Raw genomic sequence first — 25,463 nt, forward strand, 5'->3', positions numbered from 1 at the left:
CGCATGCCGGAATCCCGGGACCGGAGCCGCCCTTCGTGATCCGATGATCACATGACCGACCTGTCTGTACGTCCCGCCGTCCACGACGACCTCGACGCCGTCCTCGCCTTCTGGAAGACGGCCGCCGAGGGAACCAGCATCAGCGACGACCGCGCCGGGGTCGAGCGGCTGGTCGACCGCGACCCCGGGGCTCTCCTGCTCGCCGAGTCGGCGGGCGACCTGCTCGGCACGGTGATCGCGGGCTTCGACGGCTGGCGGTGCCATCTGTACCGGCTCGCGGTGCATCCGGAGCGGCGGCGGCAGGGCGTCGCCTCGGCGCTGCTGGCCGCCGCCGAGGAACGGTTCGTACGGCTCGGCGGGCGGCGCGCGGACGCGATGGTGCTGGTCCGCAACGAGACCGCGCAGCACGCCTGGAGTGCGGCCGGATACGGCTCGCAGGAGCACTGGCGGCGCTGGGTGAAGCCGCTCACCGACTGACCTTCGCGCCTTACTTTGCTCATCCTTTACCATTAAGGGAGCACTCGGCCCTCTATGAAAGGTTGTGAGCGTCCGCCGATGGGCGAGCCTCCCCGTCCGCGACACCGCGCGTTCCGTCCGGCCCTGTCCGATCATGGGAGGACGGGGGTGACCCGATGACCGAAGTGCTGCTCCTTCTGGTGGCGATCCTGCTGTCGATCGCCTGCGGCGCCTTCGTGGCGGCCGAGTTCTCGCTGACCACGGTGGAGCGCGGCGAGCTGGAGCGGGCCGCCGAGCGCGGTGAGCGCGGTGCCGCCGGCGCCCTGAAGGCCGTACGGAATCTGACCTTCCAGCTCTCCGGTGCCCAGCTCGGCATCACCGTGACCAACCTGGTGGTCGGCATGCTCGCCGAACCGTCGATCGCCAAGCTGCTCGCCGGTCCGTTCCGGGCGATGGGTCTGTCGGCCGGCGCGGCGAGCTCGGCCGCGCTGGTGCTCGGTACGGCCCTGTCGACGGTGTTCCTGATGGTCGTCGGCGAGCTGGTGCCGAAGAACTGGGCGATCTCCTCGCCGCTGGCCGTGGCCCGGCGGGTGGGCAATCCGCAGCGCTTGTTCAGCGCGGCCTTCGGGCCCTTCATCACCCACCTGAACAACACGGCCAACCATGTCGTACGCCGGTTCGGCATCGAGCCCGCCGAGGAGCTGGCCTCCGCGCGCGGCCCGCAGGAACTGGCCGCCCTCGCCCGGCACTCCGCCAAGAAGGGCGCGCTGGAGCCGGACACCGCCGAGCTGTTCGTGCGCACGCTGAACCTGGCCGACCTGACCGCGGAGAACGTGATGACCCCCCGCGTCCAGGTCATCGCCCTGGACGCCCAGGCGACCTGCGAGGACGTGGCGAACGCGACCCGGGCCACCGGCCTGTCCCGGTTCCCGGTCTTCCGGGGCAGCCTGGACTCGGTCGTCGGCACCGCCCACATCAAGGACGTCCTCGCCGTCGCCGCCGACCAGCGCCGGCACCGCACGGTCGCCCAGATCATGCGCCAGCCGCTGCTGGTGCCCGAGTCCCTGACCGTCGACCGGCTGCTGGACCGCCTCGGCGGCCGGCGCACCATGGCCGTCGTCATCGACGAGTACGGCGGCACGGCGGGCGTGGCGACCCTGGAGGACATCGTCGAGGAGGTCGTCGGCGAGGTGCGGGACGAGCACGACCCGCACGAGACGCCCGACCTCGCCCCCGCCGGCGCGGACACCGAGGGCCGGGCCCTGTACTCCGCGGACGGCGCCGCCCGCACCGACCAGCTCGCCCGGGTGGGCCTGCGGGTGCCCGAGGGGCCGTACGAGACGCTGGCCGGCCTGGTCGCCACCGAGCTGGGCCGGATACCCGCGATCGGTGACAGCGTCGAGGTCGCCGGCTGGCGGCTGGAGGTGGTGGACGCCTCGGGCCGCCGGGCGGCCCGGGTGCTGCTGCACGCGCCGCTGGACGACGAGAAGGCCGACGAGACGCCGGAGAGTGCCCGATGACCGCCGTACAGCTGCTGATCGGTCTCGCGACCCTCGTCGTCAACGCCTTCTTCGTCGGCGCCGAGTTCGCGCTGATCTCCGTGCGCCGCTCGCAGGTGGAGCCGCTCGCCCAGGAGGGCGACCGGCGCGCCAGGAGCGTGCTGTGGGGCCTGGAGCACGTGTCCGCGCTGCTGGCCGCCGCCCAGCTCGGCATCACGCTGTGCACCCTGGTCCTCGGTGTGGTCGCCGAGCCGGCGATCGCGCATCTGCTGGAGCCGGTGTTCCACGCGCTCGGGGTGCCTATGGGCGCGGGGCACGCAGTGTCGTTCGTGATCGCGCTGACCCTGGCGACGTATCTGCACATGCTGCTGGGCGAGATGGTCCCGAAGAACATCGCGCTCGCCGAGCCGGTGCGCAGCGCACTGCTCCTCGGCCCGCCGCTGGTCACGCTCTCCCGGGCGCTGCGCCCGGTGATCTTCACCGTCAACGCGTTCGCGAACGGCCTGCTGAAGCTGCTCCGGGTGGAGGCCAAGGACGAGGTCTCGGCGACCTTCACCGACACCGAGCTCGCCGAGATCGTGAAGGACGCCAGCCAGGCCGGCCTGATCGACGACCGGGCCCAGGAGCGGCTGCACGACGCGCTGGAGCTGGGCAGCCGGCCGGTGCGGGACGTGGTGGTGCCGCTGCAACGGGTCGTGTACGCGCGCGTGGGCGTCACCCCGGAACAGCTGGAACGGCTGTCGGCCGAATCGGGCTTCTCCCGGTTCCCGGTGGTCGACGAGGGCCGCCGGATCGTGGGCTATCTGCACGTCAAGGACGCGCTGGACGCCTCGCCGCGGGAGATGCCGTTCCGGCTGCGTGACATGCGGCCCATCGCGCGCGTGCGCGAGAAGACCCCGCTGGACGACGTCCTCACCGCGATGCGCGGCAGCCGTACGCACCTCGCGGCCGTGCTCGGCGACGACGGCCGGCTGGCCGGGCTGGTGACGATGGAGGACGTGCTGCGGCAGCTGTTCGGACAGCCCGCCCCGGGGTGACGCCGGGCGATCCAGGGGCGACCGACCGACGGGTATGGAGCCGGGATACCATCGCTCACGCCATGCAGACGAATCCCACACCTCCTCCGTACACCAGCCTGGTCGCGGTCGGCGACTCCTTCACCGAGGGCATGTCGGACCTGCTGCCCGACGGCTCCTACCGGGGCTGGGCCGACCTGCTCGCCGCGCGGATGGCCACCCGGGCCCCGGACTTCCGGTACGCCAACCTCGCCGTGCGCGGCAAGCTGATCGGGCAGATCGTCGACGAGCAGGTGGACGTGGCGGCGGCCATGAACGCCGACGTGATCACACTGGTCGGCGGTCTGAACGACACCCTGCGCCCCAAGTGCGACATGGGCCGGGTGCGCGGGCTGCTGACCGAGGCGGTGGAGCGCCTCGCCCCGTCCTGCGAGCAGCTGGTGCTCATGCGCAGCCCCGGCCGGCAGGGCCCGGTGCTGGAGCGGTTCCGGCCGCGCATGGAGGAGCTGTACGCCTGCATCGACGAGCTGGCCGGGAAGCACGGCGCGCTGGTGGTCGACCTGTACGGCGCGCCCTCGCTGAGCGACCCGCGGCTGTGGGACGTGGACCGGCTGCATCTGACGGCGGATGGGCACCGCCGGGTCGCCGAGGCGGTGTGGCAGACGCTCGGGTACGAGGCGGAGGACGCCGAGTGGCACGTGCCGATGCCGGCCACGCTGCCGCCGGGCTGGCTCGCCCGCCGGGTCGCGGACGCCCGCTTCGCCCGGCAGCACCTCCTGCCGTGGATAGGCCGCCGCCTGACCGGCCGCTCCTCGGGCGACGGCCGCCCGCCGAAGCGGCCGGAGCTGCTGCCGTACGAGGGGCAGGCGTAGCCTCGCCGTCATGGCCACCCGCGTGATCAGCGTCCGGGGCCGGATCCACGAGTTCGGTCCCCGGCTCGAGGACGCGCCCGCCGACGTGGTCTACGTCGGCCGCCGCTGGACGATGGGAGGCTGGGACCTGCCCCGGCACCCGCTGTACAACCCCTTCGCGTACGACACCCCGGCGAAGAAGCGGGACGGCACGCGGGCCGAGGTCATGGCGATGTACCGGGCGTACCTGCTGGAGCGCCGGATCTGCTCGAGCTGGTCGCCGAGCTGCGCGGGCGGACGCTCGCCTGCTGGTGCGGGCCGCAGCCGTGCCACGCGGACGTGCTGGCGGAGCCGGCCGAGACCGGGACGATCGCGGAGGGGGAAGCCGCGGACGCCCCTCCGGCCAGGCCGGGGTGACGGACGTCTCGTAGTTTCCGCCGAACCACCCCATGGCGCTGGCCTGCACGAATCGCCAGTAGAATCTGGACACGTGACTTCTGCGCCCGCCAAGCCCCGCATCCCGAACGTCCTCGCCGGACGCTACGCCTCCGCCGAGCTCGCCACGCTCTGGTCCCCCGAGCAGAAGGTGAAGCTGGAGCGGCAGCTCTGGCTCGCCGTGCTGCGGGCCCAGAAGGACCTCGGCATCGACGTGCCGGACGAGGCGATCGCCGACTACGAGCGTGTCCTGGACACCGTCGACCTGGCCTCGATCGCCGAGCGCGAGAAGGTCACCCGGCACGACGTGAAGGCGCGGATCGAGGAGTTCAACGACCTCGCCGGGCACGAGCACGTGCACAAGGGCATGACCTCCCGCGACCTCACCGAGAACGTGGAGCAGCTGCAGATCCGGCTGTCGCTGGAGCTGATGCGCGACCGTACGGTGGCCGTGCTGGCGCGTCTCGGCAAGCTGTCCGGCGAGTACGCCGAGCTGGTCATGGCCGGCCGCTCGCACAACGTGGCCGCGCAGGCCACGACCCTCGGCAAGCGGTTCGCGACGGCCGCCGACGAGCTGCTCGTGGCGTACGGCCGCATCGAGGAGCTGCTGGGCCGCTACCCGCTGCGCGGCATCAAGGGCCCGGTCGGCACCGCGCAGGACATGCTGGACCTGCTCGGCGGTGACGCGGCCAAGCTGGCCGACCTGGAGAACCGCATCGCGCGGCACCTCGGCTTCTCGCAGGCCTTCACCTCGGTCGGCCAGGTCTACCCGCGCTCCCTGGACTACGAGGTCGTCACCGCGCTGGTGCAGCTGGCGGCGGCCCCGTCCTCGCTGGCCAAGACGATCCGGCTGATGGCCGGGCACGAGCTGGTCACCGAGGGCTTCAAGCCGGGCCAGGTCGGCTCCTCGGCGATGCCGCACAAGATGAACACCCGCTCCTGCGAGCGCGTCAACGGCCTCATGGTCATCCTGCGCGGCTACGCCTCGATGACCGGCGAGCTGGCGGGCGACCAGTGGAACGAGGGCGACGTGTCCTGCTCGGTGGTGCGCCGGGTCGCGCTGCCGGACGCGTTCTTCGCCCTGGACGGCCTGCTGGAGACCTTCCTCACGGTCCTCGACGAGTTCGGCGCCTTCCCGGCCGTCGTCGCCCGCGAGCTGGACCGCTACCTGCCGTTCCTGGCCACCACCAAGGTGCTCATGGGCGCCGTCCGCGCCGGGGTCGGCCGTGAGGTGGCGCACGAGGCGATCAAGGAGAACGCCGTCGCCACCGCGCTCGCGATGCGTGAGCAGGGCGCCGAGCGCAACGATCTGCTCGACAAGCTCGCCGCCGACGAGCGCCTGCCCCTCGACCGTGACGAGCTGGCCGCCCTGATGGCCGACAAGCTGTCGTTCACCGGTGCCGCCGCCGACCAGGTCGGTGTGGTCGTCGGCCGGATCGAGGAGATCGCCAAGCAGCACCCGGAGGCCGCCGGCTACACCCCCGGAGCGATCCTCTGACCCGTCTGACGAAGGCGGACCTGGAGGCCGCCCGCGACCGTCTCGTCCCGGACGTGGTCGCGGACGGCCTCCAGGTGCTGTTCTGCGGCATCAACCCGGGGCTGATGACGGCGGCGACGGGCCATCACTTCGCCCGCCCGGGGAACCGCTTCTGGCCGGTGCTGCACCTGTCCGGCTTCACCCCCCGGCTGCTGAAGCCGGCCGAGCAGCACGAGCTGCTGTCGTACGGGCTGGGCATCACCAACGTCGTGGCGCGGGCGACCGCGCGGGCGGACGAACTGACCGCCGCGGAGTACGTCGAGGGCGGGCGGTTGCTGACCGAGAAGGTGACACGGCTGCGGCCCGGGTGGCTGGCCGTGGTCGGCGTGACCGCCTACCGGGCCGCCTTCGGTGACCGCACCGCGAAGGTGGGGCCGCAGCAGCGGACCGTCGGGGACAGCCGGGTGTGGGTGCTGCCCAACCCCAGCGGGCTGAACGCGCACTGGACGGCGGCGACCATGGCGGAGGAGTTCGCCCGGCTGCGGGACGCCGCGTCGGCCTAGGTCTTGGCGACGGGGGTCGTCAACCGGCCGGGCTCTCCTGGAGCGTGGGGCGGAAGCGGCGCCGGTACTCGCTGGGAGTGATCCCCAGTCGCCGGCGGAAGGCCCGGATCAGGGTGGCCACGCTGCCGAATCCGCAGGCGTCGGCGATCCGGTCCAGGGTTTCCTCGGTCTCCTCCAGGCCGTTGCGGGCCCGCTCGACGCGGGCGTGGTCGATGTACACCGCCGGGGTCATGCCGGTCTCCTCCTGGAAGATCCGGGTGAGCTGGCGGTCGCTGATGTGGGCGTACGCGGCGAGTTCGGCGACGGTGATCTTCCGGCGCAGGTTGGCGGTGACGTAGTGCCGCAGATCGTCCATGCGGCGCGTGGTGTAGGCGGGTTCGACCGGCACGCTGAACTGGCTCTGCCCGCTGGGTCTCTTGAGGTACATCACGAGCTGGCGGGCGACCCCCATGGCCGCGGCCTCACCGAAGTCCTCGGCGACCAGGGCCAGGGCGAGGTCGAGGCAGGCGGTGATGCCGGCGCCGGTCCACACGTTGCCTTCACGGATGAAGATCGGGTCGGGGTCGACGTCCACGGCCGGATAGCGGGCGGCCAGCTGCCGGGCGGTCGACCAGTGCGTCGTCGCGCGCTTGCCGTCGAGGAGTCCGGCCTCGGCCAGCAGATGCGCCCCCACACACACGGATGTGACGCGGCGTGAACGGTAGGCCAACTTCCGCACCCAGGCGACCACGGCGGGGTCGATCACGGGGTGTACGCGGTGGTCCCGGTCGATGGTGACGCTTCCGGGCACGATCAGGGTGTCGATGCGCCGGTCGGCGATGTCGGAGAACGACACGTCGGGAATCACCTTGACGCCCGCCCCCGTGGTGACGGGGTCGATGGTCTCGGCCGCCAGCAGCACCCGGTATCCGGGGTCCCGTCGCAGGTCACGCCCCAGGAGCGCAAAGACTTCCGGAGGTCCGGTGACGTCCAGGAGATCCACCCCGTCGAACAACATGATCACGACAAGCCTGGGCCCAAGCATGCCGGAATTCCCCCCTCCGGTCCGGATGATGTCGGAATCTGCAAACTATCCGACCCAGCTGAGAATCAGCCAGCCCCTACGGTGAGGCAGGTAACTCGCCGCGCACACGTCGGCGACTTGAACCTCCTATTTCGTCACCTTCCCAGGGGAGAGAGCACAGCCATGCCGTCCACCACGCTCCGTGAGCTGAACGAGTTCGACAACACCCCCGCCACCCTCGCCGACTCCACGGTGGTCCTGATCGACTACCAGAACACCTACACGCAGGGTGTGATGGAGCTGGAGGGCTGGCAGGCCGCGCTCGAGGCCGGAGCCACCCTTCTCGCCAGGGCGCGCGCGGCCGGCGCCACCGTCATCCACGTCATCAACGACGGAGGCGAGGGCACCCCCTACGACATCCGCGCCGAGATCGGCCGGATCCACCCCGCCGTCGCCCCGATCGAGGGCGAGGCCACCGTGGTGAAGAGTGTCCCGAACGCCTTCCACGGCACCGACCTCGGTGCTCTGGTCGACGCCGCCGGGAGCACGGACCTGGTCCTGGCCGGGTTCATGACGCACATGTGCGTGGCGTTCACGGCGCAGGGCGCCTTCCTGCGCGGCAACCGCCCCACCGTCGTGGCCGACGCCTCCGCGACCCGTACCCTGAAGACCGCCGTCGCCGAAGTGCCGGCCGAGCAGCTGCACCACAGTGCGCTCGCCACGATCGACGACCTCTACGGCGTCGTCGTCGCGACGGCCTCCGACCTCGGCTGACCGTCCCGGCACCACCGGCACCACCCCCGCCGGCACCCCGGCACCACCCCCGCCACGCCGCTGCCCGGGCGCTCCCACCCCGAGGGGTGCGTCACCCCGACGTGCCCCCGCCCGGCAACGGTCCGCACCACCGTGTCCGCCACCCCACGGCAGACAGCCGGCCGCCCCGGCGGCCACCCACCCCCGACTTCCCCCCACGCCGCACGCGTCCCCTGCCCCGCCCGGCCCCCACCAGCCAGGCAGCCCGGCGTGCACCCGTCCCTCACCATCACAGGACCCAGGAAGCACAGGGGAAATGACCACGCGACGCACTTTCATCGGCACCGCCACCGCAGTCGGCGCCGGCGCCGTCCTCACCGGCACCACCGTCCCGGCCTCCTTCGCGGCCGACACCACGCCGGTACCGGACACCAGCACCGCCCAGGCCGCCAGGAAGAAGCTGGCCCGGGACAACATCCGCGCCGTCGACACCGCCATGCGCACCAACTACGACGCCATGCGTGGCAATCTGACCAAGCACCTCGACCCGATCATCATCGTGAACAACGACATGGTCGGCGGCACCTACTACCTGGTGCAGAACGGCGCGGTCGTCGAGACCGTGAAGCCGGTCGACGAGGTGTTCGAGATGGCCAAGTCCATCGCCCACACGCCGCTCGGCATCTACAGCATCTGCGCCCCGTCGCTGGACCCGAAGTACATCGTCCCGGCGCAGGCCCCGTACACGGACCCGCACGACCTGGAGATGGTCGCCTACAACGGGCCGAAGAACACGAGCTGGGTCACCCCGCTCCAGGACTTCTCCAAGACCCTGGACACCGCCCGGAAGACCCTCGCCGACGCCAAGCTGCCGGCGGACCTGACCACCTCCTGCGCCTACCTCATCGACCGTGGCCAGGCGTTCATCGCCGACACCCTCAAGCGCGGCGAGTTCTCCATGGACGCGTTCGAGGCGTTCTCCGCCGACGTCTACCCGAGCATCCGCACCAACATGTACTACAGCAGCCGCTACCAGATCGACGGCGTCAGCGCGCTGATGATCCGCTGGCGCAAGCAGGTCGGAGATCCCGCCTGGTCCAACCTGTACGTGCTGGTGTTCAGCCTCTGGACGACGTTCGAACTGAACCAGAACTCGATCATCCTGAAGAACTTCATGGACCAGTCGAAGGTCGACAGCCATCTGATCGACCTGATGACCGCGCAGACGGTCGGCGACCCGGTCGCGGTCGGCCTGGACAACCTGGCCCGCATCGTCATGGACAACATCGCCGCCGAGATGGTGTTCTCCACCGACCAGTCCACCGCCGACGCGCTGAAGGGCCGCCCCGACCTGCTGTCCACCGAGATCCTCAAGCTCCTCGGCGAGGCCGGCACGGGTGCGAACACCGCGTCGTCGGTCACCAAGGGCCAGGTCAACCAGCTGGTGTGCCCGTTCCACAACCGCTCGTCCAAGACCCCGGCCGTCCGCGCCTGACCCCCGCGAACAGACGACCACACCCGCATCGGCGGTGAACCCCCGTACGCCCTGGGGAGGCCGGGGCGTACCGGCCTCGAGACGGCGTCCTCCCCCTGTCCGCCCCGCCCCAGGCCGGACGTCCCGGGAAGGCGCCGTCTCCCCCATCGCCGGGCGACCCCACCCACCTCGGCTCAGCCGGGGCGTCACTGCTTCAACGGGGGGACCTCACCCATGCCTTCGACCACCGCACCCCGGACCGCCCGCACATGGGCGCTCTCCGGGCTCGTCATCCTGACCGTGAACCTCCGCGCGGCCATCACCGGGATCAGCCCCGTGCTCGACGACCTCCAGCACGCGGTCCACCTCACCGACACCGCCGTCTCGGTCCTCACCACGCTGCCGGTGCTGTGCCTCGGCGCCTTCGCCGCCCTGGCCCCGGTGATCGCCCGGAGGGTCGGCACGGAGTCCGCGATCACCGGTGCCCTGCTGCTCATCACCGCAGGCGTCGCCCTGCGCCTGTTCCCCTCCCCCGCCTGCCTGTTCACCGGGACCGCGCTCGCCGGGGCGGGAATCGCCATCGGCAACGTGCTCCTGCCCGCCGTGATCAAGCAGCACTTCGCCCACCGTGTGGGTGCGTTCACCGGTCTCGCGATGACGCTGACGGCGTGCAGCGGAGCCGTGGCGGCCGGGCTCGCCGTGCCGCTCGACCATGCGGCGGGATGGCGTGTCGCACTGGCCGTGTGGTCGCTCCCCGCGGCGGCCGGCGCGGCGCTGTGGGCGACCCTGGCCGTACGGCAGCGCACGCGCTCCGGCGGGCCCCCGGCAGGCCGTCACACCGCACACGGCGGGTCCGGTGCCCCGCCCGAGTCTCTGCTGCGCTCCCCGCTGGCGTGGTCCGTCGCCGTGTTCCTCGGTGCCGTCTCGCTCATGTTCTACGCCCTGGTGGCGTGGCTGCCCGGGATCATGCGGTCCCACGGCGTCTCGCAGGCCACCGCGGGGGCCATGGTGTCCGTGCTGCTGACCATCGGAATCCCGCTGGGTTTCGCGGTCCCGGTCGTCGCCGCGCGTCTGCCGAACCAGCAGCCGCTGATCCTCGCCGTCACCGTCGTCAAGGTCATCGGACTGGTCGGCATCCTCACGGCGCCCTCCGCCGGCTGGCTGTGGGTGTGCATCCTCGGCCTGGCCACGGGCAGCGCCTTTCCTCTCGCCATGACCGTTCTCGCCCTGCGCTCACCCGACCCGGCCGTGGCGGCACGCCTTTCGGGCATGGCACAGACCGTCGGCTACCTCCTCGCCGGAGTCGGCCCCGGTCTGCTCGGCCTCCTCCACGCCCTCACCGGCACATGGCAGATCCCGCTCCTGCTGCTCCTCGCCCTCGTGGTACCGGAGACAGCAGCCGGACTGATCTCGTCCCGGCCCGGTTTCGTCCCGGCCCCCGCGCCGGCCGCGCCGCAACCGGTCCACGAGAAGGCCGCGGTCGGCTGAGGGCTGCCCTGCGGAGGGAGTGGCGGTCAGGGCGGGTCGATCTCGGTCACTATGCCGAGGAGCCGGAAGGGAAGCTCCTTGTACCCGTGGGACACACCGAGGGCGACCCACCGGTCCGATGCGGGGGCCTGCCACAGGTGGACGTCCGGCACGTGCTCGCTCAGCCCGGCCCAGGGTTCCGCTGTCTCCTCGCCCTCCATCGTCCGCGCGAGGACGCTGCGCAGGCTGAAGCGCTGCGGTGGCCCCCACCGTTCGGTGAGCCGCTCCGTGAGACCGTCCCGGTCGGCCTCGTACTGCGCCGCCGTCTCCTCCCACTCCGTGCCGTCGCCCTCCCAGAAGTCACCACTCGTCTGTAAGGCGGCCATGTGATAGCCGGGCCCGCTCTCGCCGTGGTCCGTCCAGCCGTGGGCCGTGGGGAACTCCCGGGCGCACAGCAGGTCGACGACCGTCAGACACTTCGCGATGTCCATGTGATCCAGTAAAGCGGGCGGCACTGACACTTGGCCGGTCGTCAGGCGTCCCTGCGTCGCAGGCGCCACCCCCCGGCCAGGACGGCCGCCGCCGACCACAGCCCGGTCACCGCGAGCCCGCTCCACGGGCCGAGCGCGCCGTCCCAGGTGCTGTGCAGGGCGACTTGGCCGGCCCGGTCGGGCAGGAGGTCGGCGACGCCGCCCGAGAGATCGCCGATGACGAAGGACACGATCAGCAGGAACGGGATCAGCACGGAAAGGGTGGCGACCCCGCTGCGCAGCACGGCCGCGAGCCCGGCCGCGAACAGCGCCATCAGGGTCAGGTGCAGCGCGCAGCCGACGGCGCCGCGCAGTCCCTCGCTCCAGGCCGGACCGTCGGTGCCGAGAACCGACTTGCCGACCACCAGGGTGGACAGCCCGGTGAGCAACCCGACGGCCAGCATCGGCAGGGCGATCGCCGTCGCCTTGGCCGCGAACCAGCGCCGCCGGTCGGGCACCGCCGACAGCGTCAGCCGCAGTGCGCCGCCGCGGAACTCGGACGACATGGCCGTCGTACCGAAGGCGACCGCGGCGACCTGCCCGAAGCTGATGCCGAAGAACACGGAGAACAGCGGGTCGGAACCGTCGGCGTCGGTGGCCGCGAGCGCCGAGAACGCGGTGGTGGCCACGAGGACCGCGGCGAGGGCGCCCAGTTGGGAGCGCAGGGTACGGATCTTGATCCACTCGGCGTGCAGAACGGGTGCGAATTCCATGGTCAGGCCTCCTGGAGCGGTGCGGTGAACTCGGCCTCGGCCGCGGTCAGATCGAAATAGGCCTCTTCCAGGGTGGGCTCCCTCGAGGCGAGTTCCAGTACGGGCAGGGCCGCCTCGGACATGAGCCGGCCGATGTCGTCCACGCGCGCGTGCCGCACGGTCCGGGCTCCGTCCGGCTCCGGGACGCTGTCGAGGCCATGGCGGGCGAGCAGGTCGTCCAGCGCGGCGGGCTCGGTGGTGCGGATCCTGACGTGCGGTCGCACGCGCGCGTGGATGAACTCCTGGACCGGGGTGTCGGCCAGCAGGCGGCCCCGGCCCAGGATCACGAGGTGATCGGCGCAGGCCGCGGTCTCGCTCATCAGATGGCTGGAGACGAGGACCGTACGGCCTTCCGCCGCGAGCCGGCGCATCAGGGTGCGGATCCACACGATGCCTTCGGGGTCGAGGCCGTTGGCGGGTTCGTCGAGCAGGACCACCTCGGGGTCGCCGAGCAGGGCGGCCGCGATGCCGAGGCGCTGGCGCATGCCGAGGGAGTACGTCCGCACCCGGCGCCGTGCCACCGCGGCGAGTCCGGCCTCCGCGAGGACGGTGTCGACCCGGCGCTGGGGGATGCGGTTGCTGGCGGCGAGGGCGCGCAGGTGGTCGCGGGCGGTGCGGGAGCCGTGCGCGGCGTCGGCGTCGAGCAGAGCGCCCACCCGGCACAGCGGCGTGCGGAGTTCGGCGTAGGGCCGGCCGCCGATCGTGGCGGTGCCGGAGGTGGGCCGGTCGAGGCCGAGGACGAGGCGCATGGTGGTGGACTTGCCGGCGCCGTTGGGGCCGAGGAAGCCGGTGACGCGGCCGGGGAGGATCCGGAAGGTGAGCCGGTCCACGGCCCGCCGGCCGCCGTACTCCTTGCTGAGGTCGGTTACGTCGATGCTGGTCATGGCCAACACCCTGGTCCTTTCCGGGCGTCGGGGCCTCCCCCGCCGGTGGAGATCGTCTCCCCCGTGCGGGGGAGGCCCGTTGTCGGTGCTGCCTGCGACGATGTGTTCATGGCCCGCTTTCTGCGCCCGCTGTTGAGCGGGACCACGTACACGCGCCTGCTGCATCTGTGGGTGCCGATGCTGGTGGTCAGCGTCTGGCTCTACATCCTCCCGGGGGCTCCCTGGGTGCCGGCGCTGTTCCTGATACCGCTCGGGTTCGTTCCCGCGGTCCGCAGGGGCGAGGGTGTGCAGGCGCGGCTGCTGCTCACACCGGGCGAGGCGGCGCCGGGCATCTCCGAGACGCCGTCGGCGACCTGGCGGGACCGGCTGCGCACGGTGCTGTGGCTCGAGCTGAGGATGCTCCTCGGCGGGGCGACCGTCTTCGGCATGGTGTGGCTGCCCGTCACCTCCTTCGAACTGGCCCGGTGTGCCGGGGGACGCGCGCCGTCCGGCGTGCCGCTGCTGGACCGGCTGCCCCCGAACCCGGCCTGGGCCCTGCTGGCGCCGCTCCCGCTGCTCGTCCTGTACGGCGTGGTCGTCGGGCTGGGCGAGCTGGTCACCTCCGGCGCGCGGCGTCTTCTGGGCCCCTCGGCGGCCGAGCGGCTGGCCGCGCTGGAGGAGCGCACCGAACAACTGCTGGAACGCACGCGTATCGCACGGGAGTTGCACGACTCGATCGGGCATGCCCTGACGGTGGCGGTGGTGCAGGCCGGTGCGGCGCGGGCGGCGGACGACCCGGAGTTCACCGACCGGGCACTGGGCGCCATCGAGGAGACCGGGCGGGCCGCCCTGGAGGACCTGGAGCGGGTGCTGGGTGTGCTGCGGGAGACCGAGCGGCCGGTGAGCGCCCGGCCCACGCTGGCCGACGCCGGCCGGCTGCTGGAGTCGGCGCGGGCCTCCGGCGCGAAGGTCGACGCCGAGGTGACGGGGCCGGTCGAGGCCGTGCCGGGGCCGGTGTCCCGCGAGGGGTACCGGATCCTGCAGGAGGCGCTCACCAATGTGCTGCGGCACGCGGGCGCGGTCCCGGTGCGCGTCCGGGTCGCGGTCGGCGACGGCAGGCTCGCCCTGGAGGTGCGCAATCCCCTGCCGGGCGCGATACCGGGCCCCGGGCGGGGCAGCGGTCTGCGGGGCATACGGGAGCGGGCCGCGCTGCTCGGGGGCAGTGCCCTGACCGGTCCGGACGAGGGCGACTGGCGGGTGCGCGCGGAGCTGCCGCTCGGCTGATCTACGCTGGCCGGATGCCGGTCACCGTACTGCTCGTAGACGACGAACCCCTGGTCCGCGCGGGTCTGCGGGCCGTGCTGGAGGCGCAGCCCGACATCGAGGTGGTGGGGGAGGCGGCCGACGGGGCCGCGGTCGTCCCGATGGTGCGTCAGCTGCGGCCGGACGTGGTCGCCATGGACGTGCGGATGCCGCTGCTGGACGGGATCGAGGCCACGCGTGCGGTGCTGCGCACGGTGGCCGAGCCGCCGAAGATCCTCGTGGTGACGACGTTCGAGGACGACGAGTTCGTGTACGAGGCACTGCGCGCGGGCGCCGACGGCTTCCTGCTGAAGCGGGCCCGGCCTGCCGAGATCGTGCACGCGGTGCGGCTGGTGGCCGAGGGCGAGTCGCTGCTGTTCCCGGCCTCCGTGCGCAGGCTGGCCGCCCGGTACGGCGACGGTGACCGCCCGGCGCGGGCCGTGCTGGAGCGGGCGCGGCTGACCGAGCGGGAGGCGGAGGTGCTGCGGCTGATGGCGCGGGGTTTGTCGAACGCGGAGATCGCCGAGCGGCTGGTGGTCGGTACGGAGACGGTGAAGTCGCACGTGAGCGGCGTGCTGGCCAAGCTCGGCGCACGCGACCGCACGCAGGCGGTGATCGCCGCCTACGAGTCGGGCTTCGTCGCTCCGGGCTGACGCACGCGGGCTGCGGGCGCGGGCGGGGCCCGGCACTCGCCGGGCTGCGCCGGGCCGAGTACGATCCGGCCAACACGCCCGCGAGCTGGGAGGACGGACGGTGGGGCAGCTGACCGGCGGCGATCCCTCGCTGCTGCGGAGGATCAATTCCGCGGTGGTGCTGCACGCGCTGCGCGCCACGGACTGCGCGACGCTCACCGAGATCACCCGGGTCACCGGACTGTCCCGGCCCACCGTCGAGGGGGTCGTGGAGGGGCTCATCGAGGCCGGGCTCGTGGTCGAGAAGGCGGCCGAGGAGGGCACCGCACGCCGCCAGGGGCGGCCCGCGCGCCGGTTCCGGTTCCGGGCCGAGGCCGGGCATCTGCTGGGCCTGGAGATCGGGGCGCACCGGGTCGCCGCGCTGCTGTCGGACCTGGACGGGCGGGTGCTGGGCGCGCAGGCCAAGGAGGTCGACGAGACGGCCCCGGCGGACGAGCGGCTGGAGCGGCTGCGCGGCGCGGTCGCCGAGTTGCTGCGGCGGGCCGGGGTCGCGCGCGGCTCGCTGCGGGCGGTGGGCGTGGGCACGCCGGGGATCGTGGAGGCCGACGGCACGGTGCGGCTGGGCACGGCGCTGCCGCAGTGGACGGGCCTGAGCCTCGGCGAGCGGCTGAGGCGGTCCTTCAAGTGCCCGGTGCTGGTGGAGAACGACGCCAACGCGGCGGCCGTCGCCGAGCACTGGAAGGGCGCGGCGACCGAGACCGACGACGTGGTGTTCGTGCTGGCCGGGCTGAGTCCGGGGGCGGGCTCGCTGATCGGCGGGCGGCTGCACCGCGGCTACGGCGGGGCGGCCGGGGAGATCGGTGCGCTGCATCTGCTGGGCCGGGAGGTGACGCCGGAAACGCTGCTGTCCACCACCGACCAGCCGCTGCACCCGCTGGACGAGCAGGCGGTGGCCGAGGTGTTCGCGCTGGCCCGGGAGGGCGACCAGCGGGCGCGGGCAGCCGTCGAGCGGTTCATCCAGCGGCTCGTGCACGACGTGGCCGCGCTGGTGCTGGCGCTCGATCCGGAGCTGGTCGTGATCGGCGGCTGGGCGGCCGGTCTCGACGGCGTGCTGGAGCCGCTGCGCCGTGAACTGGCCCGGTACTGTCTGCGCCCGCCGCAGGTCACCCTGTCGATGCTGGGTGAGGCGGCCGTGGCCACGGGGGCGCTGCGCCTGGCTCTGGACCATGTCGAGGAGCAACTGTTCGCGGTCGACGGCACGGTGACGCGGCGCTGAGCTTCGGCGGTGCTGTGCCGGGGCGCGGGACGTCGTGCGGGTGCGGGCGCGTGGTGGCTTGTCGCGCCCACGCGGCGGAGCCGCACACGAGGCGCAGCTCCGCGCCCCTGGGTCGGCCGGCGCGCCCGGCGTTCCCAGGGACCGGAGCTGTGCGATCGCCGCCGCGTGTGGCTGATCGCGCGCACGCGGCCTTTCGTCGTCAGGAGGCCTGGCGTTCCGGGTCGTGGTGTATCTCCACCCCTGCCGTGTCGCCGAAGGTCAGCCGGCAGGTGTCGGCCCGGTAGGTCGCCACCGAGAGGGCGGCGGTGCGGCCCTGGGCGAAGAAGCGGGTGGTGACCACCAGCACCGGTGCGCCCGGGAGCCGGTCGAGTTCCCGCGCGTCGTCCGCGCGGGCCGAGCCCAGTTCCACGGCGCGGTCCTGGCCCTCCAGCTCCAGGCGCTGCAGCTCGCGCAGGACCGCACGCGCGCGTGCCGGACCGGAGGGGGCGTCGATCGCGCTGAGGTCGGGCACCGAGGCCGCGGGGATGTGGAGCAACTCGGTGGCGACGAGCTGACCGTGGGAGGTACGGGAGCGGCGCACGGTGTGCACGGTCTCGTCGGCGCCGGTCTCCAGCGCGGCGGCGACGGCCGCGGGCGGCACGGCACGCGCGCAGTCGACGGGCTGCCAGGCGTCGTCGGCGGCCCCCGGCCAGACGTGCTGTGCGGTGCCGACCGCCACGCCCACGCGCGGGGGCGCCACCGTCGTACCCACACCGCGGCGGCGCTGCAGCCGGCCCTCCAGCTCGAGCTGTTCGAGGGCCTGGCGGAGCGTGGCGCGGGCCACGCCGAAGCGAGCGGCGAGGTCGCGCTCGTTGGGCAGGATCTCGCCGACGGAGAACTCGGAGTCGAGTGCCTCACTGAGCACGGTCTTGAGATGCCAGTACTTCGGTTCCGGCACCGATTCCAGCTGCGTGGTCCCCACCCTGTCCTCCGCAAGAGCCGTGGTCCGGCGGTTTTTCGCGCCCTTGTTTATTAAAGGTTGTTGCACTTCTCTGCGACCATAGGGCGGCCGTCACCCTTGGTCAAGACCAATCCTCGTTCCCCTGGGCAGCGCACGGGCGCCCTGCCGCGGAGCGTTCACGAGGCGTTCGTACGCGGCGGCGCGGATGACGTCACGGCAAAGCCACCGTCGTACGGCGTCGTACGACGGGGGCCCGCGAGGGCGCGCGGATCAGCGTTCGGCGAGGTGGCGCAGCTTGTCCGGGTTGCGGACGAGGTACACGGCCACGATCCGGCCGTCGGCGATGTCGAGCTGGAGCAGGGTGTCGGGCTTGTCGCCGACGAGGCCGAGGACCGCCGGACCGCCGTTGGCCTCCAGAGGGCGGAAGGACATGACCGGAAGCGCGGCAGGCCCGACACCGGCCAGGAAGCGGGCGATCTTGTCGGCGGTGTGCAGGATCCGCACCGGCGCCTTGGCCTTGCCGCCGCTGTCGCCGACCAGGCGGACGTCCGGGGCGAGCAGCGACATGAGGCCGTCCAGGTCGCCGTCCGTCGCGGCTGCGAGGAAACGTTCGGTCAGTTCCCGCCGCCGCGCGGGGTCGACGTCGTAGCGCGGCCGCCGCTCCGCCACGTGCCGCCGTGCCCGCCCGGCGAGTTGCCGTACCGCCGGCTCACCGCGGTCGAGCAGCGCGGCGATCTCGGCGAACGGGTAGCCGAACGCCTCCCTGAGCACGAACACGGCCCGCTCCAGCGGCGACAGCGACTCCAGGACGACCAGGACGGCGAGGGAGACCGTGTCGGCGAGCACGGCGCGGTCGGCGGTGTCCGGGGCCGTCTCGCCGAACTCGGTGAGGTACGGCTCCGGCAGCCACGGCCCGATGTACGCCTCGCCGCGCCCCTGTACCTGGCGGAGCCGGTCGATGGCCAGCCGGGTGGTGACGCGCACCAGGTAGGCGCGCGGTTCGCGGACCTCCGCGCGGTCGGCGCCGGACCAGCGCAGCCAGGCGTCCTGGACGACGTCCTCGGCGTCGGCGACGCGGCCGAGCATGCGGTAGGCGACCCCCATGAGCAGGGGCCGGTGCTCTTCGAAGACGTCGGTGGCGAGGTCGGCGGTCACGCGTTCCATCCCACCCGACACGCCTGCCGGGTGTCCACCCGCAATGAGCGCGTCCACGGCCCGTCCGGATCACAATGACCCCGGACCGTCGGCGGGCGGCGGCCGGTGACCTGGAGGAACCGATGCGGTACGGGGTGCTGGGCACGGGCGAGGTGGGCCGCTCGCTGGGTGGCAGGCTGGTGGAGCTGGGGCACGAGGTGACCCTGGGGTCGCGCACCAAGGACAACCCGGTGGCGCAGGAGTGGGCCACCGCGGCGGCGGGCCGGGCCCGCGCGGGGACGTTCGCGGAGGCGGCCGAGGCGGGTGAGGTGGTCGTCAACGCGGTGGGCGGACGCGTGGCGCTCGACGCGCTGCGCGCGGCCGGCACGGAGCACATCGACGGCAAGATCCTGGTGGACGTCTGCAATCCCCTGGCGTTCGAGGACGGCCTGCCGCGGCTGGATCCGGCGGAGTCGGACAGCGTGGGCGAGCAGATTCAGCGGGCCTTCCCGCGCGCACGGGTGGTGAAGACGCTGAACACCGTCGACTGCCGGGTGATGGTCGATCCCGGACGGGTGCCGGGCGAGCACCACCTGTTCGTGTGCGGCGACGACGCAGCGGCCAAGGAGCGGGTGACGACGCTGCTCGGGGAGCTGGGGTGGCCGGCCGATCGGGTGCTGGACCTGGGCGGCATCCGGTCGGCACGCACGGTGGAGATGTATCTGCCGCTGTGGCTCACCCTGTTCCGGAAGTTCGGCAGCCCGGACTTCAACATCCAGGTGCGACGGGCGCAGTAGCCGTCGTCGGGCGCGAACGTCCCGCTCCGGGGGCTACCGGCGGGTAGCAACTGCTGACAAACTGTCTACGACGTCCGTCAGCAGCCCACGAGGAGCACCCATGTCCGCCACCGTCTCCTTCACCGTCCCCGCCCCGCACGGCCCGCAGGACGTGACCGTGTCCTACGCGCGCGTGGGGCGCGGTGAACCGCTGGTGCTGCTGCACGGCATCGGCCATCACCGGCAGGCCTGGGACCCGGTCGTGGACATCCTCGCCACCGAGCGCGACGTGATCGCCGTGGACCTGCCGGGCTTCGGCGCCTCCCCGGGCCTGCCGGACGGCCTCGCCTACGACCTGTCCTCCACCGACGCCGTGCTGGGCGCCCTGTTCGAGGCGCTGGACCTGGACCGCCCGCACGTGGCCGGCAACTCGCTGGGCGGTCTGCTCGCCCTGGAACTGGGCCGGGAGAAGCGCGTACGGTCCGTCACCGCCCTCTCCCCGGCCGGTTTCTGGACGCAGGCGGAGCGGCGGTACGCCTTCGCGGTGCTGCTCGCGATGCGGGGCATAGCGCAGCGGCTGCCGCTGCCGCTGGTCGAGCAGCTGTCGCGGTCCGCGGCCGGCCGTACGGCGCTGACGAGCACGATCTACGCCCGTCCCGCCCGCCGCGCTCCCGAGGCCGTGGTCGCCGAGACGCTGGCGCTGGTGGGCGCGACCGGGTTCGACGCGACCCTGCGGACGGGCGCCGCGGTGCAGTTCACCGACGCCCTGCCGGGCCTGCCGGTCACCGTGGCCTGGGGCTCCCGGGACCGGCTGCTCCTCCGCCGCCAGGGCATCCGCGCCAAGCAGTTGATCCCGCACGCCCGGCTGGTCCGCCTCCCCGGCTGCGGCCACTGCCCGATGAACGACGACCCGGCCCTGGTCGCCCGGGTCATCCTGGACGGCAGCCGCTGAGCCGGCGCCTCGTCTCGACACCCGTGCGCCGCTCCCGCCGTCCGCCGCGGCCCACCCCTCGGCGGGCCGCGCACGCACGCGCGTGCCGGAGGGCGGCCGGTGTCCCGCTCGCCTCCCAAGCCCGGTTGTTCACTTCGGGTTTCCGTGCGCGCCGCAGCGTCCCAGTAGGTGTGGCTCTGCACACTGGCGGGATCCCGTTCCTGGAGGCGCAGCCATGTCACACCGTCCGTTTCCCGGTCGCCGCAGCGTTCTGCGCGGCTCCCTCGTCGCGTCGGCGGCCCTGACCCTGCCCGTGGGGCTCGGCGCGGCCCCGGCGTTCGCCCGCTCCGGGAGGCCCCAGGCGGGTTGGGGCGTGCAGGCGGGCGACGTGACCGCAGACTCCGGCCTGGTGTGGGTGCGTTCGGACCGGCCCGCCCGGATGATCGTGGAGACCGCGGCCACCGAGTCGTTCCGCAACCCGCGCAGATGGCACGGGCCGCTGCTGGGGTCCGGCACGGACTTCACCGGCACCACCCGGCTGCACGGCCTGCCGTCCGGCGAGCAGATCCACTACCGCGTGCTGCTCGCCGACCCGGACGACCCGCGCCGCACCGGCGAGCCGGTGACCGGCACCTTCCGCACCGCGCCAGGGCGTGCGGTTCGTGTGGTCGGGCGACCTGGCCGGACAAGGCTGGGGCATCAACGAATCCATCGGCGGTTACCGCATCTTCGACGCGATGGCGAAGACCGACCCGGACTTCTTCCTGTGCAGCGGCGACAACGTCTACGCCGACGGCCCGATCGCGGCCACCGCCGCGCTGCCCGGCGGCGGCGTCTACCGGAACGTCACCACCGAGGAGAAGTCCCACGTCGCGGTCACCCTGGACGACTACCGGGGCAACTTCCGCTACAACCTGCTGGACTCGGCGCTGCGCCGGTTCAACGCCCAGGTGCCGAACATCATCCAGTGGGACGACCACGAGGTCCGCAACAACTGGTACCCGGGCGAGGTCATCGGCACCGGTACCCCCTACCCGGCCGGCACCAGGCTCGACGACCTGGCGCTGCGTTCGCGGCAGGCCTTCTCCGAGTACTTCCCGGTCTCCACCGTCAGCGGCCGCCCGGACGGCCGGATCTACCGCACCGTCCACCACGGTCCGCTGCTGGACGTGTTCGTGCTCGACATGCGCACGTACCGCAACGCGAACTCCCCCGACGACCAGGCCGTGGACCCGCAGGGCATCCTCGGCCGCGAGCAGCTCGAGTGGCTCAAGCGGGAGCTGGCGAGGTCCCGAGCGGTGTGGAAGGTCATCGCCAACGACATGCCGCTCGGCCTCGTCGTGCCCGACCCGGTCGAGGGCAAGGCGAACTTCGAGGCGGTCGCCCAGGGCGATCCCGGTGCCCCGCTCGGGCGTGAGCTGCAGATCGCCGAACTGCTGCGCTTCATCAAGCACCGGCGGATCACCGGCACGGTGTGGCTGACGGCCGACGTGCACCACACCTCCGCCCAGCACTACGACCCGTCGCGGGCCGCGTTCAAGGACTTCGAGCCGTTCTGGGAGTTCGTCTCCGGGCCGCTCAACGCCGGTGCCTTCCCGGCCAGCGCACTGGACGGCACGTTCGGCCCCGACCGGGTGTTCGTCAAGGCGCCGACCACCGCCAACATGTCGCCGGCCGAGGGCTACCAGTTCTTCGGCGAGGTCGACATCGACGGAGACAGCGGCGAACTGACGGTCCGGCTGCGGGAGTACGACGGCACGGTGCTGTTCACCCGGACGCTCCAGCCGGGCCGCGTCGGCCAGTAGTCGTCGCCAGGAGCACCGACTCCCGTACCCTCGGAGCCCTGCCGCGCGTCGGCGTCATCCCCCGACGCGCGGCTCCGAGCCGCCCGGCCCCACCGGAGCGGCGCTGCCGGCGCTCCGCCCCACCCGGCAATAGAAAATGCAATAAATCGGACGGAGCATGCTTTACCCATCGGTCACAAAGCGTTCGTGATCACGCAACACCTTTCCTTCACAGTGGCTGCATGACTCCAGACATGTGTGATGTGACCCGAGCCCGGCACGGACGCCCCGTGCACCACTGGCGGCGGGACGTCGTCGAGCTCGCCGCCGTCTTCACCGCCGTCGCCGTGGCGGACGGTGTGGCGAACCTGATCGGGCACGGGCCGGACGGCCCCGCCCTGCTCGTGATCTCGGCGATCGCGCTCGCCGCGACGGCCGGCTTCCACACCTGGTGGGCACGGCGCCACGGGCACGCACCGCCGGCCGACCATACCGGTGCCCGGCCGGCCGCCGGGACGCGGTCGGCCGGGCCCGTCGAGGAGCCCGGCGCCGGCGCCGACGAGGTGGCCGGCACCTGCACGCTGTGGCGGATGCGGACCACGGTGAAGGACGAGCCCGGCTCCCTGGCCGCGCTGTGCTCGGCGCTGGCCGCACGGCAGGTCGACATCCTCAGCCTCCAGGCGCACCCGCTGGCCGACGGCACCGTGGACGAGTTCCTGCTGCGGGCACCGGCCGCGCTGCCCGCGGCCGACATCACCCGGGCGGTCTCGCGGGCCGGGGGCGCGTCCACCTGGATCGAGCGGGCCGACGCGCACGACCTGGTCGACGCCCCCACCCGGGTGCTCGGCCTGGCGGCGCGCACCGCGCTGGACGCCGCCGAACTCCCGCTGGCCCTGCGCCAGTTGCTGGGCCGCTGCACGATCCGCTCGCTGCCCGGCACGCCGGTCGGCGGGGGCCCCGGACCGAAGCCCGTGCCGGTCGAGGGCGTGCTCGAGGACACCGTCATGCGGCTGCCGACGCCGGAGGGCGGTGTGCTCACCGTGGAGCGGCCGTACCTGCCGTTCACCCCGACCGAGTTCGCCCGGGCCCGGGCACTGGTGGAGCTGGACAGCCGGCTGGGCCCGCGGATCCCGCACGGCCGGGACGTACTGACGCTGCCCGAGGGCAGTGACATCACCGTGCGCCGGGTCGACACCGGTGATCTGGCGGCGGCGAAGGAGATGCACGAGCGGTGCTCGCCGCGCACCCTCGGCATGCGCTACCACGGCCCGGTCGGCGACGCGGACCGCTATCTGAGGCACCTGCTCAGCCCCCGCTTCGGACGCACCCTGGCCGTCCAGACCACCTCCGGCCGCATCGTCGGCCTCGGCCATCTGCTGTGGGACGGCGACGAGACGGAGGTCGCGCTGCTGGTCGAGGACGACTGGCAGCGGCGCGGCATCGGCGCCGAGCTGCTCGGCCGGCTGGTGGCGATGGCGGTGGAGGCCGGCTGCGAGAGCGTGTACGCGGTGACCCAGGCCTCCAACACCGGCATGGTCGCCGCGATGCGCGGCCTCGGGCTGCCCCTCGACTACCAGATCGAGGAGGGGACGCTGGTCATCACGGCCCGGCTGGACGCCGCGCCGGCCGCCTCACGGCCGACGTACGACACGGGCGGGCAGCGGCTCGGCGGTGCGGCGCGCCGCGACTGAGCCGGCTCGACGGGACGGACGGCCCGGCGGTCACCCGCCGGGCCGTCGTCGTGCGCACCCCCGTCAGCGCACGGCTTCCCGCAGCGGCACCGGTGTCCGGGTCCGCTCTCCCAGGGCCTGGTCCAGATCCCCCCACAGGTCGTCCACGTCCTCCAGCCCCACGGACATCCGCAGCAGCCGGTCGCTCACCCCGGCCCCGCGCCGGTCGTCCGCGTCGACGATCCGGTGGCTGATGGACGCGGGGTGCTGGATGAGGGTGTCCACGCTGCCCAGGCTGACGGCCGGGGTGACGAGCCGGACCCGGGAGATGACCTCGTGCGGATCGCCGTGCACCTCGAAGGCGACCATCGCGCCGCCGAGCCGCGGATAGCGGACGCGGGCCACGCGCGGATCGGCGGCGAGCCGGCGGGCCAGCTCGGCGGCGTTCGCGGAGGCGGCCCGGACCCGGACGGGGAGCGTGGACAGGCCCCGCAGCAAGAGATAGCCGGCCAGCGGGTGCAGCACACCACCGGTGGCGAAGCGTATCTGCCGCAGCCGGCCCGCGAACTCCTCGTCACAGGCGACCACACCGGCCAGCACGTCGCCGTGACCGCCGAGGTACTTCGTGGCGCTGTGCAGCACCAGCCGTGCGCCGTGCTCGGCCGGGCGTTGCAGCACGGGCGTGGCGAAGGTGTTGTCGGCGAGCAGCGGGACCGAACCGCAGGCGTGGGCGATGGCCCGCAGGTCGAGTTCGGCCAGGGTCGGGTTGGCCGGTGACTCCACCATCACCAGACCCGTGTCCGCCCGGAGCGCGTCCGTGATGCCGGCCGGGTCGGTCCAGGTGACCTCCGTACCGAGCAGCCCGGCGGTCAGCAGGTGGTCGCTGCAGCCGTACAGGGGCCGTACCGCCACCACGTGCCGCAGCCCCATGGCGGACCGGGCGAGCAGGACCGCGCTGAGCGCGGCCATGCCGCTGGCGAAGGCGACCGCGGACTCGGTGCCTTCCAGGCGGGCCAGGGCGGTCTCGAAGCGGGCGACGGTCGGGTTGCCGAGGCGGCCGTAGATCGGCGGCCCGGCCGGGTCGGCGCCGTCGGTGGCGAAGGCGTCGATGCGGGCGGCCTCGGCGCGGCTGTCGTAGGAGGGGTAGGTGGTGGACAGGTCGATCGGCGGGGCGTGCAGGCCCTGGCGGGCGAGATCGTCGCGGCCGGCGTGCACGGCCTCCGTGGCCAGGGCTCGGGGTGCGGTGCGTACGTCGTCGTAGGCACCGTTGCTGGCTGTGTCCATGGGCGGAAGGGTGAACATCGAACGGTTCACTGGAATCGAACACCGTGCTACGTTCGGCCAATGGCCGAATCTGTCGTACTGGATCCGGTGGACCTCCAGCTGCTGCGGCTGCTGCAGAACGACGCCCGGACCACCTACCGCGACCTCGCCGCGCAGGTGGGCGTGGCGCCGTCGACCTGTCTGGACCGGGTGACCCGGCTGCGCCGCTCCGGGGTGATCCTCGGCCATGAGCTGCGGCTGGACCCGGCCAAGCTCGGACGCGGCCTCCAGGCACTGCTGTCGGTGCAGGTCAGACCGCACCGGCGGGAGCTGGTGGGGCCGTTCGTGGAGCGGATCCGCGCGCTGCCGGAGGCGCGGACGGTGTTCCATCTGACCGGCCCCGACGACTATCTGGTGCATGTGGCCGTGGCGGACATGGCCGATCTGCAGCGGCTGGTGCTCGACGAGTTCACGGCGCGGCGGGAGGTGGCCCGGGTGGAGACCCGGTTGATCTTCCAGCAGTGGGGGTGCGGTCCGCTGCTGCCGCCCGGCCACGCCCAGAGCTGAATCCCCGCATACGTGGGTGACGCGGCGATCCTCCTCGTACGAGGATGGG

General features: G+C 73.0%; 23 protein-coding genes and 2 pseudogenes. 18 read left to right on the top strand and 7 right to left on the bottom strand.

The genetic code is table 11. From position 1 onward, the window contains the following. Window positions 1-51 precede the first annotated feature (51 nt). From ACIHEJ_RS06855 to mug, 7 genes and pseudogenes are all read left to right on the top strand, one after another. A complete protein-coding gene (locus tag ACIHEJ_RS06855) occupies window positions 52-477 on the top strand; it encodes a GNAT family N-acetyltransferase (RefSeq protein WP_400132607.1) in 426 nt (141 codons plus the stop codon). A 155-nt stretch (window positions 478-632) separates the two neighbouring features. Next, entirely contained in the window at window positions 633-1,976 is a 1,344-nt protein-coding gene (locus tag ACIHEJ_RS06860; protein WP_400132609.1) for a hemolysin family protein, read from the top strand. Then, on the top strand, window positions 1,973-2,992 hold the full coding sequence (locus tag ACIHEJ_RS06865; RefSeq protein WP_400132610.1) for a hemolysin family protein: 1,020 nt from the start codon (window positions 1,973-1,975) through the stop codon (window positions 2,990-2,992). The genes ACIHEJ_RS06860 and ACIHEJ_RS06865 overlap by 4 nt, the downstream gene beginning before the upstream one ends. Window positions 2,993-3,054: 62 nt before the next feature. Continuing rightward, a complete protein-coding gene (locus ACIHEJ_RS06870; RefSeq protein WP_400132612.1) occupies window positions 3,055-3,843 on the top strand; it encodes an SGNH/GDSL hydrolase family protein in 789 nt (262 codons plus the stop codon). 10 nt (window positions 3,844-3,853) lie between these two features. Next, window positions 3,854-4,239: pseudogene (locus ACIHEJ_RS06875) on the top strand (DUF4326 domain-containing protein). Between the two features lie 73 nt (window positions 4,240-4,312). After that, complete coding sequence (gene purB / locus ACIHEJ_RS06880; RefSeq protein ID WP_400132614.1) at window positions 4,313-5,755, top strand: adenylosuccinate lyase; 1,443 nt, start codon at window positions 4,313-4,315, stop codon at window positions 5,753-5,755. A 53-nt stretch (window positions 5,756-5,808) separates the two neighbouring features. Next, window positions 5,809-6,297 carry a G/U mismatch-specific DNA glycosylase gene (gene mug / locus ACIHEJ_RS06885; protein ID WP_400132616.1) on the top strand — a complete coding sequence of 163 codons (489 nt, stop codon included), beginning with the start codon at window positions 5,809-5,811 and terminating at the stop codon, window positions 6,295-6,297. 19 nt (window positions 6,298-6,316) lie between these two features. Here the strand turns inward: mug and ACIHEJ_RS06890 are convergent, their stop codons facing one another. Beyond that, entirely contained in the window at window positions 6,317-7,294 is a 978-nt protein-coding gene (locus tag ACIHEJ_RS06890; RefSeq protein WP_400132618.1) for a GlxA family transcriptional regulator, read from the bottom strand. A 189-nt stretch (window positions 7,295-7,483) separates the two neighbouring features. Between ACIHEJ_RS06890 and ACIHEJ_RS06895 the strand changes: the two genes are divergently transcribed. The 3 genes from ACIHEJ_RS06895 to ACIHEJ_RS06905 all read left to right on the top strand — a co-directional run bounded on the left by ACIHEJ_RS06895 (window position 7,484) and on the right by ACIHEJ_RS06905 (window position 11,015). Further along, window positions 7,484-8,074 carry an isochorismatase family protein gene (locus ACIHEJ_RS06895; RefSeq protein WP_400132620.1) on the top strand — a complete coding sequence of 197 codons (591 nt, stop codon included), beginning with the start codon at window positions 7,484-7,486 and terminating at the stop codon, window positions 8,072-8,074. Between the two features lie 295 nt (window positions 8,075-8,369). Next, a complete protein-coding gene (locus tag ACIHEJ_RS06900) occupies window positions 8,370-9,548 on the top strand; it encodes a hypothetical protein (RefSeq protein WP_400132622.1) in 1,179 nt (392 codons plus the stop codon). Between the two features lie 213 nt (window positions 9,549-9,761). Further along, complete coding sequence (locus tag ACIHEJ_RS06905) at window positions 9,762-11,015, top strand: MFS transporter (protein WP_400132624.1); 1,254 nt, start codon at window positions 9,762-9,764, stop codon at window positions 11,013-11,015. 26 nt (window positions 11,016-11,041) lie between these two features. On the opposite strand, the gene ACIHEJ_RS06910 is transcribed toward ACIHEJ_RS06905, so the two are convergent. From ACIHEJ_RS06910 to ACIHEJ_RS06920, 3 genes are read right to left on the bottom strand one after another with little or no spacing between them, the layout of a single operon-like run. After that, complete coding sequence (locus ACIHEJ_RS06910; protein WP_400132626.1) at window positions 11,042-11,485, bottom strand: hypothetical protein; 444 nt, start codon at window positions 11,483-11,485, stop codon at window positions 11,042-11,044. Window positions 11,486-11,526: 41 nt separating this feature from the next. Continuing rightward, entirely contained in the window at window positions 11,527-12,237 is a 711-nt protein-coding gene (locus ACIHEJ_RS06915) for an ABC transporter permease (protein ID WP_400132628.1), read from the bottom strand. A gap of 2 nt (window positions 12,238-12,239) precedes the next feature. Beyond that, complete coding sequence (locus ACIHEJ_RS06920) at window positions 12,240-13,160, bottom strand: ATP-binding cassette domain-containing protein (protein WP_400132630.1); 921 nt, start codon at window positions 13,158-13,160, stop codon at window positions 12,240-12,242. Between the two features lie 108 nt (window positions 13,161-13,268). Between ACIHEJ_RS06920 and ACIHEJ_RS06925 the strand changes: the two genes are divergently transcribed. The 3 genes from ACIHEJ_RS06925 (at window position 13,269) to ACIHEJ_RS06935 (ending at window position 16,349) form a co-directional block, all read left to right on the top strand. After that, window positions 13,269-14,423: a sensor histidine kinase gene (locus tag ACIHEJ_RS06925; RefSeq protein WP_400132631.1), complete on the top strand. Its 1,155-nt coding sequence runs from the start codon at window positions 13,269-13,271 to the stop codon at window positions 14,421-14,423. A gap of 14 nt (window positions 14,424-14,437) precedes the next feature. Then, the gene (locus ACIHEJ_RS06930) at window positions 14,438-15,094 is read left to right on the top strand and encodes a response regulator (protein WP_400132632.1); all 657 of its coding nucleotides are present in this window, start codon (window positions 14,438-14,440) and stop codon (window positions 15,092-15,094) included. A 100-nt stretch (window positions 15,095-15,194) separates the two neighbouring features. Further along, window positions 15,195-16,349: an ROK family transcriptional regulator gene (locus ACIHEJ_RS06935; RefSeq protein WP_400132634.1), complete on the top strand. Its 1,155-nt coding sequence runs from the start codon at window positions 15,195-15,197 to the stop codon at window positions 16,347-16,349. Window positions 16,350-16,548: 199 nt separating this feature from the next. Here the strand turns inward: ACIHEJ_RS06935 and ACIHEJ_RS06940 are convergent, their stop codons facing one another. Both ACIHEJ_RS06940 and ACIHEJ_RS06945 read right to left on the bottom strand, forming a co-directional pair. Next, window positions 16,549-17,310 (bottom strand): GntR family transcriptional regulator, encoded by a 762-nt coding sequence (locus tag ACIHEJ_RS06940; protein WP_400132636.1) that lies wholly within the window; start codon window positions 17,308-17,310, stop codon window positions 16,549-16,551. A gap of 249 nt (window positions 17,311-17,559) precedes the next feature. Further along, window positions 17,560-18,444 (bottom strand): RNA polymerase sigma-70 factor, encoded by an 885-nt coding sequence (locus ACIHEJ_RS06945; RefSeq protein ID WP_400132885.1) that lies wholly within the window; start codon window positions 18,442-18,444, stop codon window positions 17,560-17,562. A 122-nt stretch (window positions 18,445-18,566) separates the two neighbouring features. On the opposite strand from ACIHEJ_RS06945, the gene ACIHEJ_RS06950 reads away from it, so the two are divergent. From ACIHEJ_RS06950 to ACIHEJ_RS06965, 4 genes and pseudogenes are all read left to right on the top strand, one after another. Continuing rightward, window positions 18,567-19,220 carry an NADPH-dependent F420 reductase gene (locus tag ACIHEJ_RS06950; protein WP_400132887.1) on the top strand — a complete coding sequence of 218 codons (654 nt, stop codon included), beginning with the start codon at window positions 18,567-18,569 and terminating at the stop codon, window positions 19,218-19,220. Window positions 19,221-19,320: 100 nt separating this feature from the next. After that, the gene (locus ACIHEJ_RS06955; RefSeq protein ID WP_400132638.1) at window positions 19,321-20,151 is read left to right on the top strand and encodes an alpha/beta fold hydrolase; all 831 of its coding nucleotides are present in this window, start codon (window positions 19,321-19,323) and stop codon (window positions 20,149-20,151) included. Window positions 20,152-20,365: 214 nt separating this feature from the next. Further along, window positions 20,366-21,935, top strand: a pseudogene (locus ACIHEJ_RS06960) (alkaline phosphatase D family protein). Between the two features lie 221 nt (window positions 21,936-22,156). Beyond that, window positions 22,157-23,605 (top strand): GNAT family N-acetyltransferase, encoded by a 1,449-nt coding sequence (locus tag ACIHEJ_RS06965; RefSeq protein ID WP_400132640.1) that lies wholly within the window; start codon window positions 22,157-22,159, stop codon window positions 23,603-23,605. A gap of 63 nt (window positions 23,606-23,668) precedes the next feature. Here ACIHEJ_RS06965 and ACIHEJ_RS06970 read toward each other — a convergent pair whose 3' ends face one another. Continuing rightward, window positions 23,669-24,868 (bottom strand): trans-sulfuration enzyme family protein, encoded by a 1,200-nt coding sequence (locus ACIHEJ_RS06970; RefSeq protein WP_400132642.1) that lies wholly within the window; start codon window positions 24,866-24,868, stop codon window positions 23,669-23,671. Between the two features lie 60 nt (window positions 24,869-24,928). Here ACIHEJ_RS06970 and ACIHEJ_RS06975 point away from each other — a divergent pair, with 60 nt between their 5' ends. Then, window positions 24,929-25,414, top strand: a complete 486-nt coding sequence (locus tag ACIHEJ_RS06975) for an Lrp/AsnC family transcriptional regulator (RefSeq protein ID WP_400132644.1) — start codon at window positions 24,929-24,931, stop codon at window positions 25,412-25,414. Window positions 25,415-25,463 lie beyond the last annotated feature (49 nt).

The sequence above is a fragment of the Streptomyces sp. NPDC052301 genome (genome assembly GCF_044593395.1).
Lineage (GTDB): Bacteria > Actinomycetota > Actinomycetes > Streptomycetales > Streptomycetaceae > Streptomyces.

What these genes read in the sequence shown, in the direction of transcription:
- ACIHEJ_RS06915 (WP_400132628.1), bottom strand. Translation starts at nt 12,237, where the DNA reads ATGGAATTCGCACCCGTTCTGCACGCCGAGTGGATCAAGATCCGTACC.
- ACIHEJ_RS06950 (WP_400132887.1), top strand. Translation starts at nt 18,567, where the DNA reads ATGCGGTACGGGGTGCTGGGCACGGGCGAGGTGGGCCGCTCGCTGGGT.
- ACIHEJ_RS06920 (WP_400132630.1), bottom strand. Translation starts at nt 13,160, where the DNA reads ATGACCAGCATCGACGTAACCGACCTCAGCAAGGAGTACGGCGGCCGG.
- ACIHEJ_RS06860 (WP_400132609.1), top strand. Translation starts at nt 633, where the DNA reads ATGACCGAAGTGCTGCTCCTTCTGGTGGCGATCCTGCTGTCGATCGCC.
- ACIHEJ_RS06975 (WP_400132644.1), top strand. Translation starts at nt 24,929, where the DNA reads ATGGCCGAATCTGTCGTACTGGATCCGGTGGACCTCCAGCTGCTGCGG.
- ACIHEJ_RS06895 (WP_400132620.1), top strand. Translation starts at nt 7,484, where the DNA reads ATGCCGTCCACCACGCTCCGTGAGCTGAACGAGTTCGACAACACCCCC.
- ACIHEJ_RS06970 (WP_400132642.1), bottom strand. Translation starts at nt 24,868, where the DNA reads ATGGACACAGCCAGCAACGGTGCCTACGACGACGTACGCACCGCACCC.
- ACIHEJ_RS06930 (WP_400132632.1), top strand. Translation starts at nt 14,438, where the DNA reads ATGCCGGTCACCGTACTGCTCGTAGACGACGAACCCCTGGTCCGCGCG.
- ACIHEJ_RS06865 (WP_400132610.1), top strand. Translation starts at nt 1,973, where the DNA reads ATGACCGCCGTACAGCTGCTGATCGGTCTCGCGACCCTCGTCGTCAAC.
- ACIHEJ_RS06925 (WP_400132631.1), top strand. Translation starts at nt 13,269, where the DNA reads ATGGCCCGCTTTCTGCGCCCGCTGTTGAGCGGGACCACGTACACGCGC.
- ACIHEJ_RS06905 (WP_400132624.1), top strand. Translation starts at nt 9,762, where the DNA reads ATGCCTTCGACCACCGCACCCCGGACCGCCCGCACATGGGCGCTCTCC.
- ACIHEJ_RS06890 (WP_400132618.1), bottom strand. Translation starts at nt 7,294, where the DNA reads ATGTTGTTCGACGGGGTGGATCTCCTGGACGTCACCGGACCTCCGGAA.
- ACIHEJ_RS06870 (WP_400132612.1), top strand. Translation starts at nt 3,055, where the DNA reads ATGCAGACGAATCCCACACCTCCTCCGTACACCAGCCTGGTCGCGGTC.
- ACIHEJ_RS06855 (WP_400132607.1), top strand. Translation starts at nt 52, where the DNA reads ATGACCGACCTGTCTGTACGTCCCGCCGTCCACGACGACCTCGACGCC.
- ACIHEJ_RS06900 (WP_400132622.1), top strand. Translation starts at nt 8,370, where the DNA reads ATGACCACGCGACGCACTTTCATCGGCACCGCCACCGCAGTCGGCGCC.
- ACIHEJ_RS06955 (WP_400132638.1), top strand. Translation starts at nt 19,321, where the DNA reads ATGTCCGCCACCGTCTCCTTCACCGTCCCCGCCCCGCACGGCCCGCAG.
- ACIHEJ_RS06965 (WP_400132640.1), top strand. Translation starts at nt 22,157, where the DNA reads ATGACTCCAGACATGTGTGATGTGACCCGAGCCCGGCACGGACGCCCC.
- ACIHEJ_RS06910 (WP_400132626.1), bottom strand. Translation starts at nt 11,485, where the DNA reads ATGGACATCGCGAAGTGTCTGACGGTCGTCGACCTGCTGTGCGCCCGG.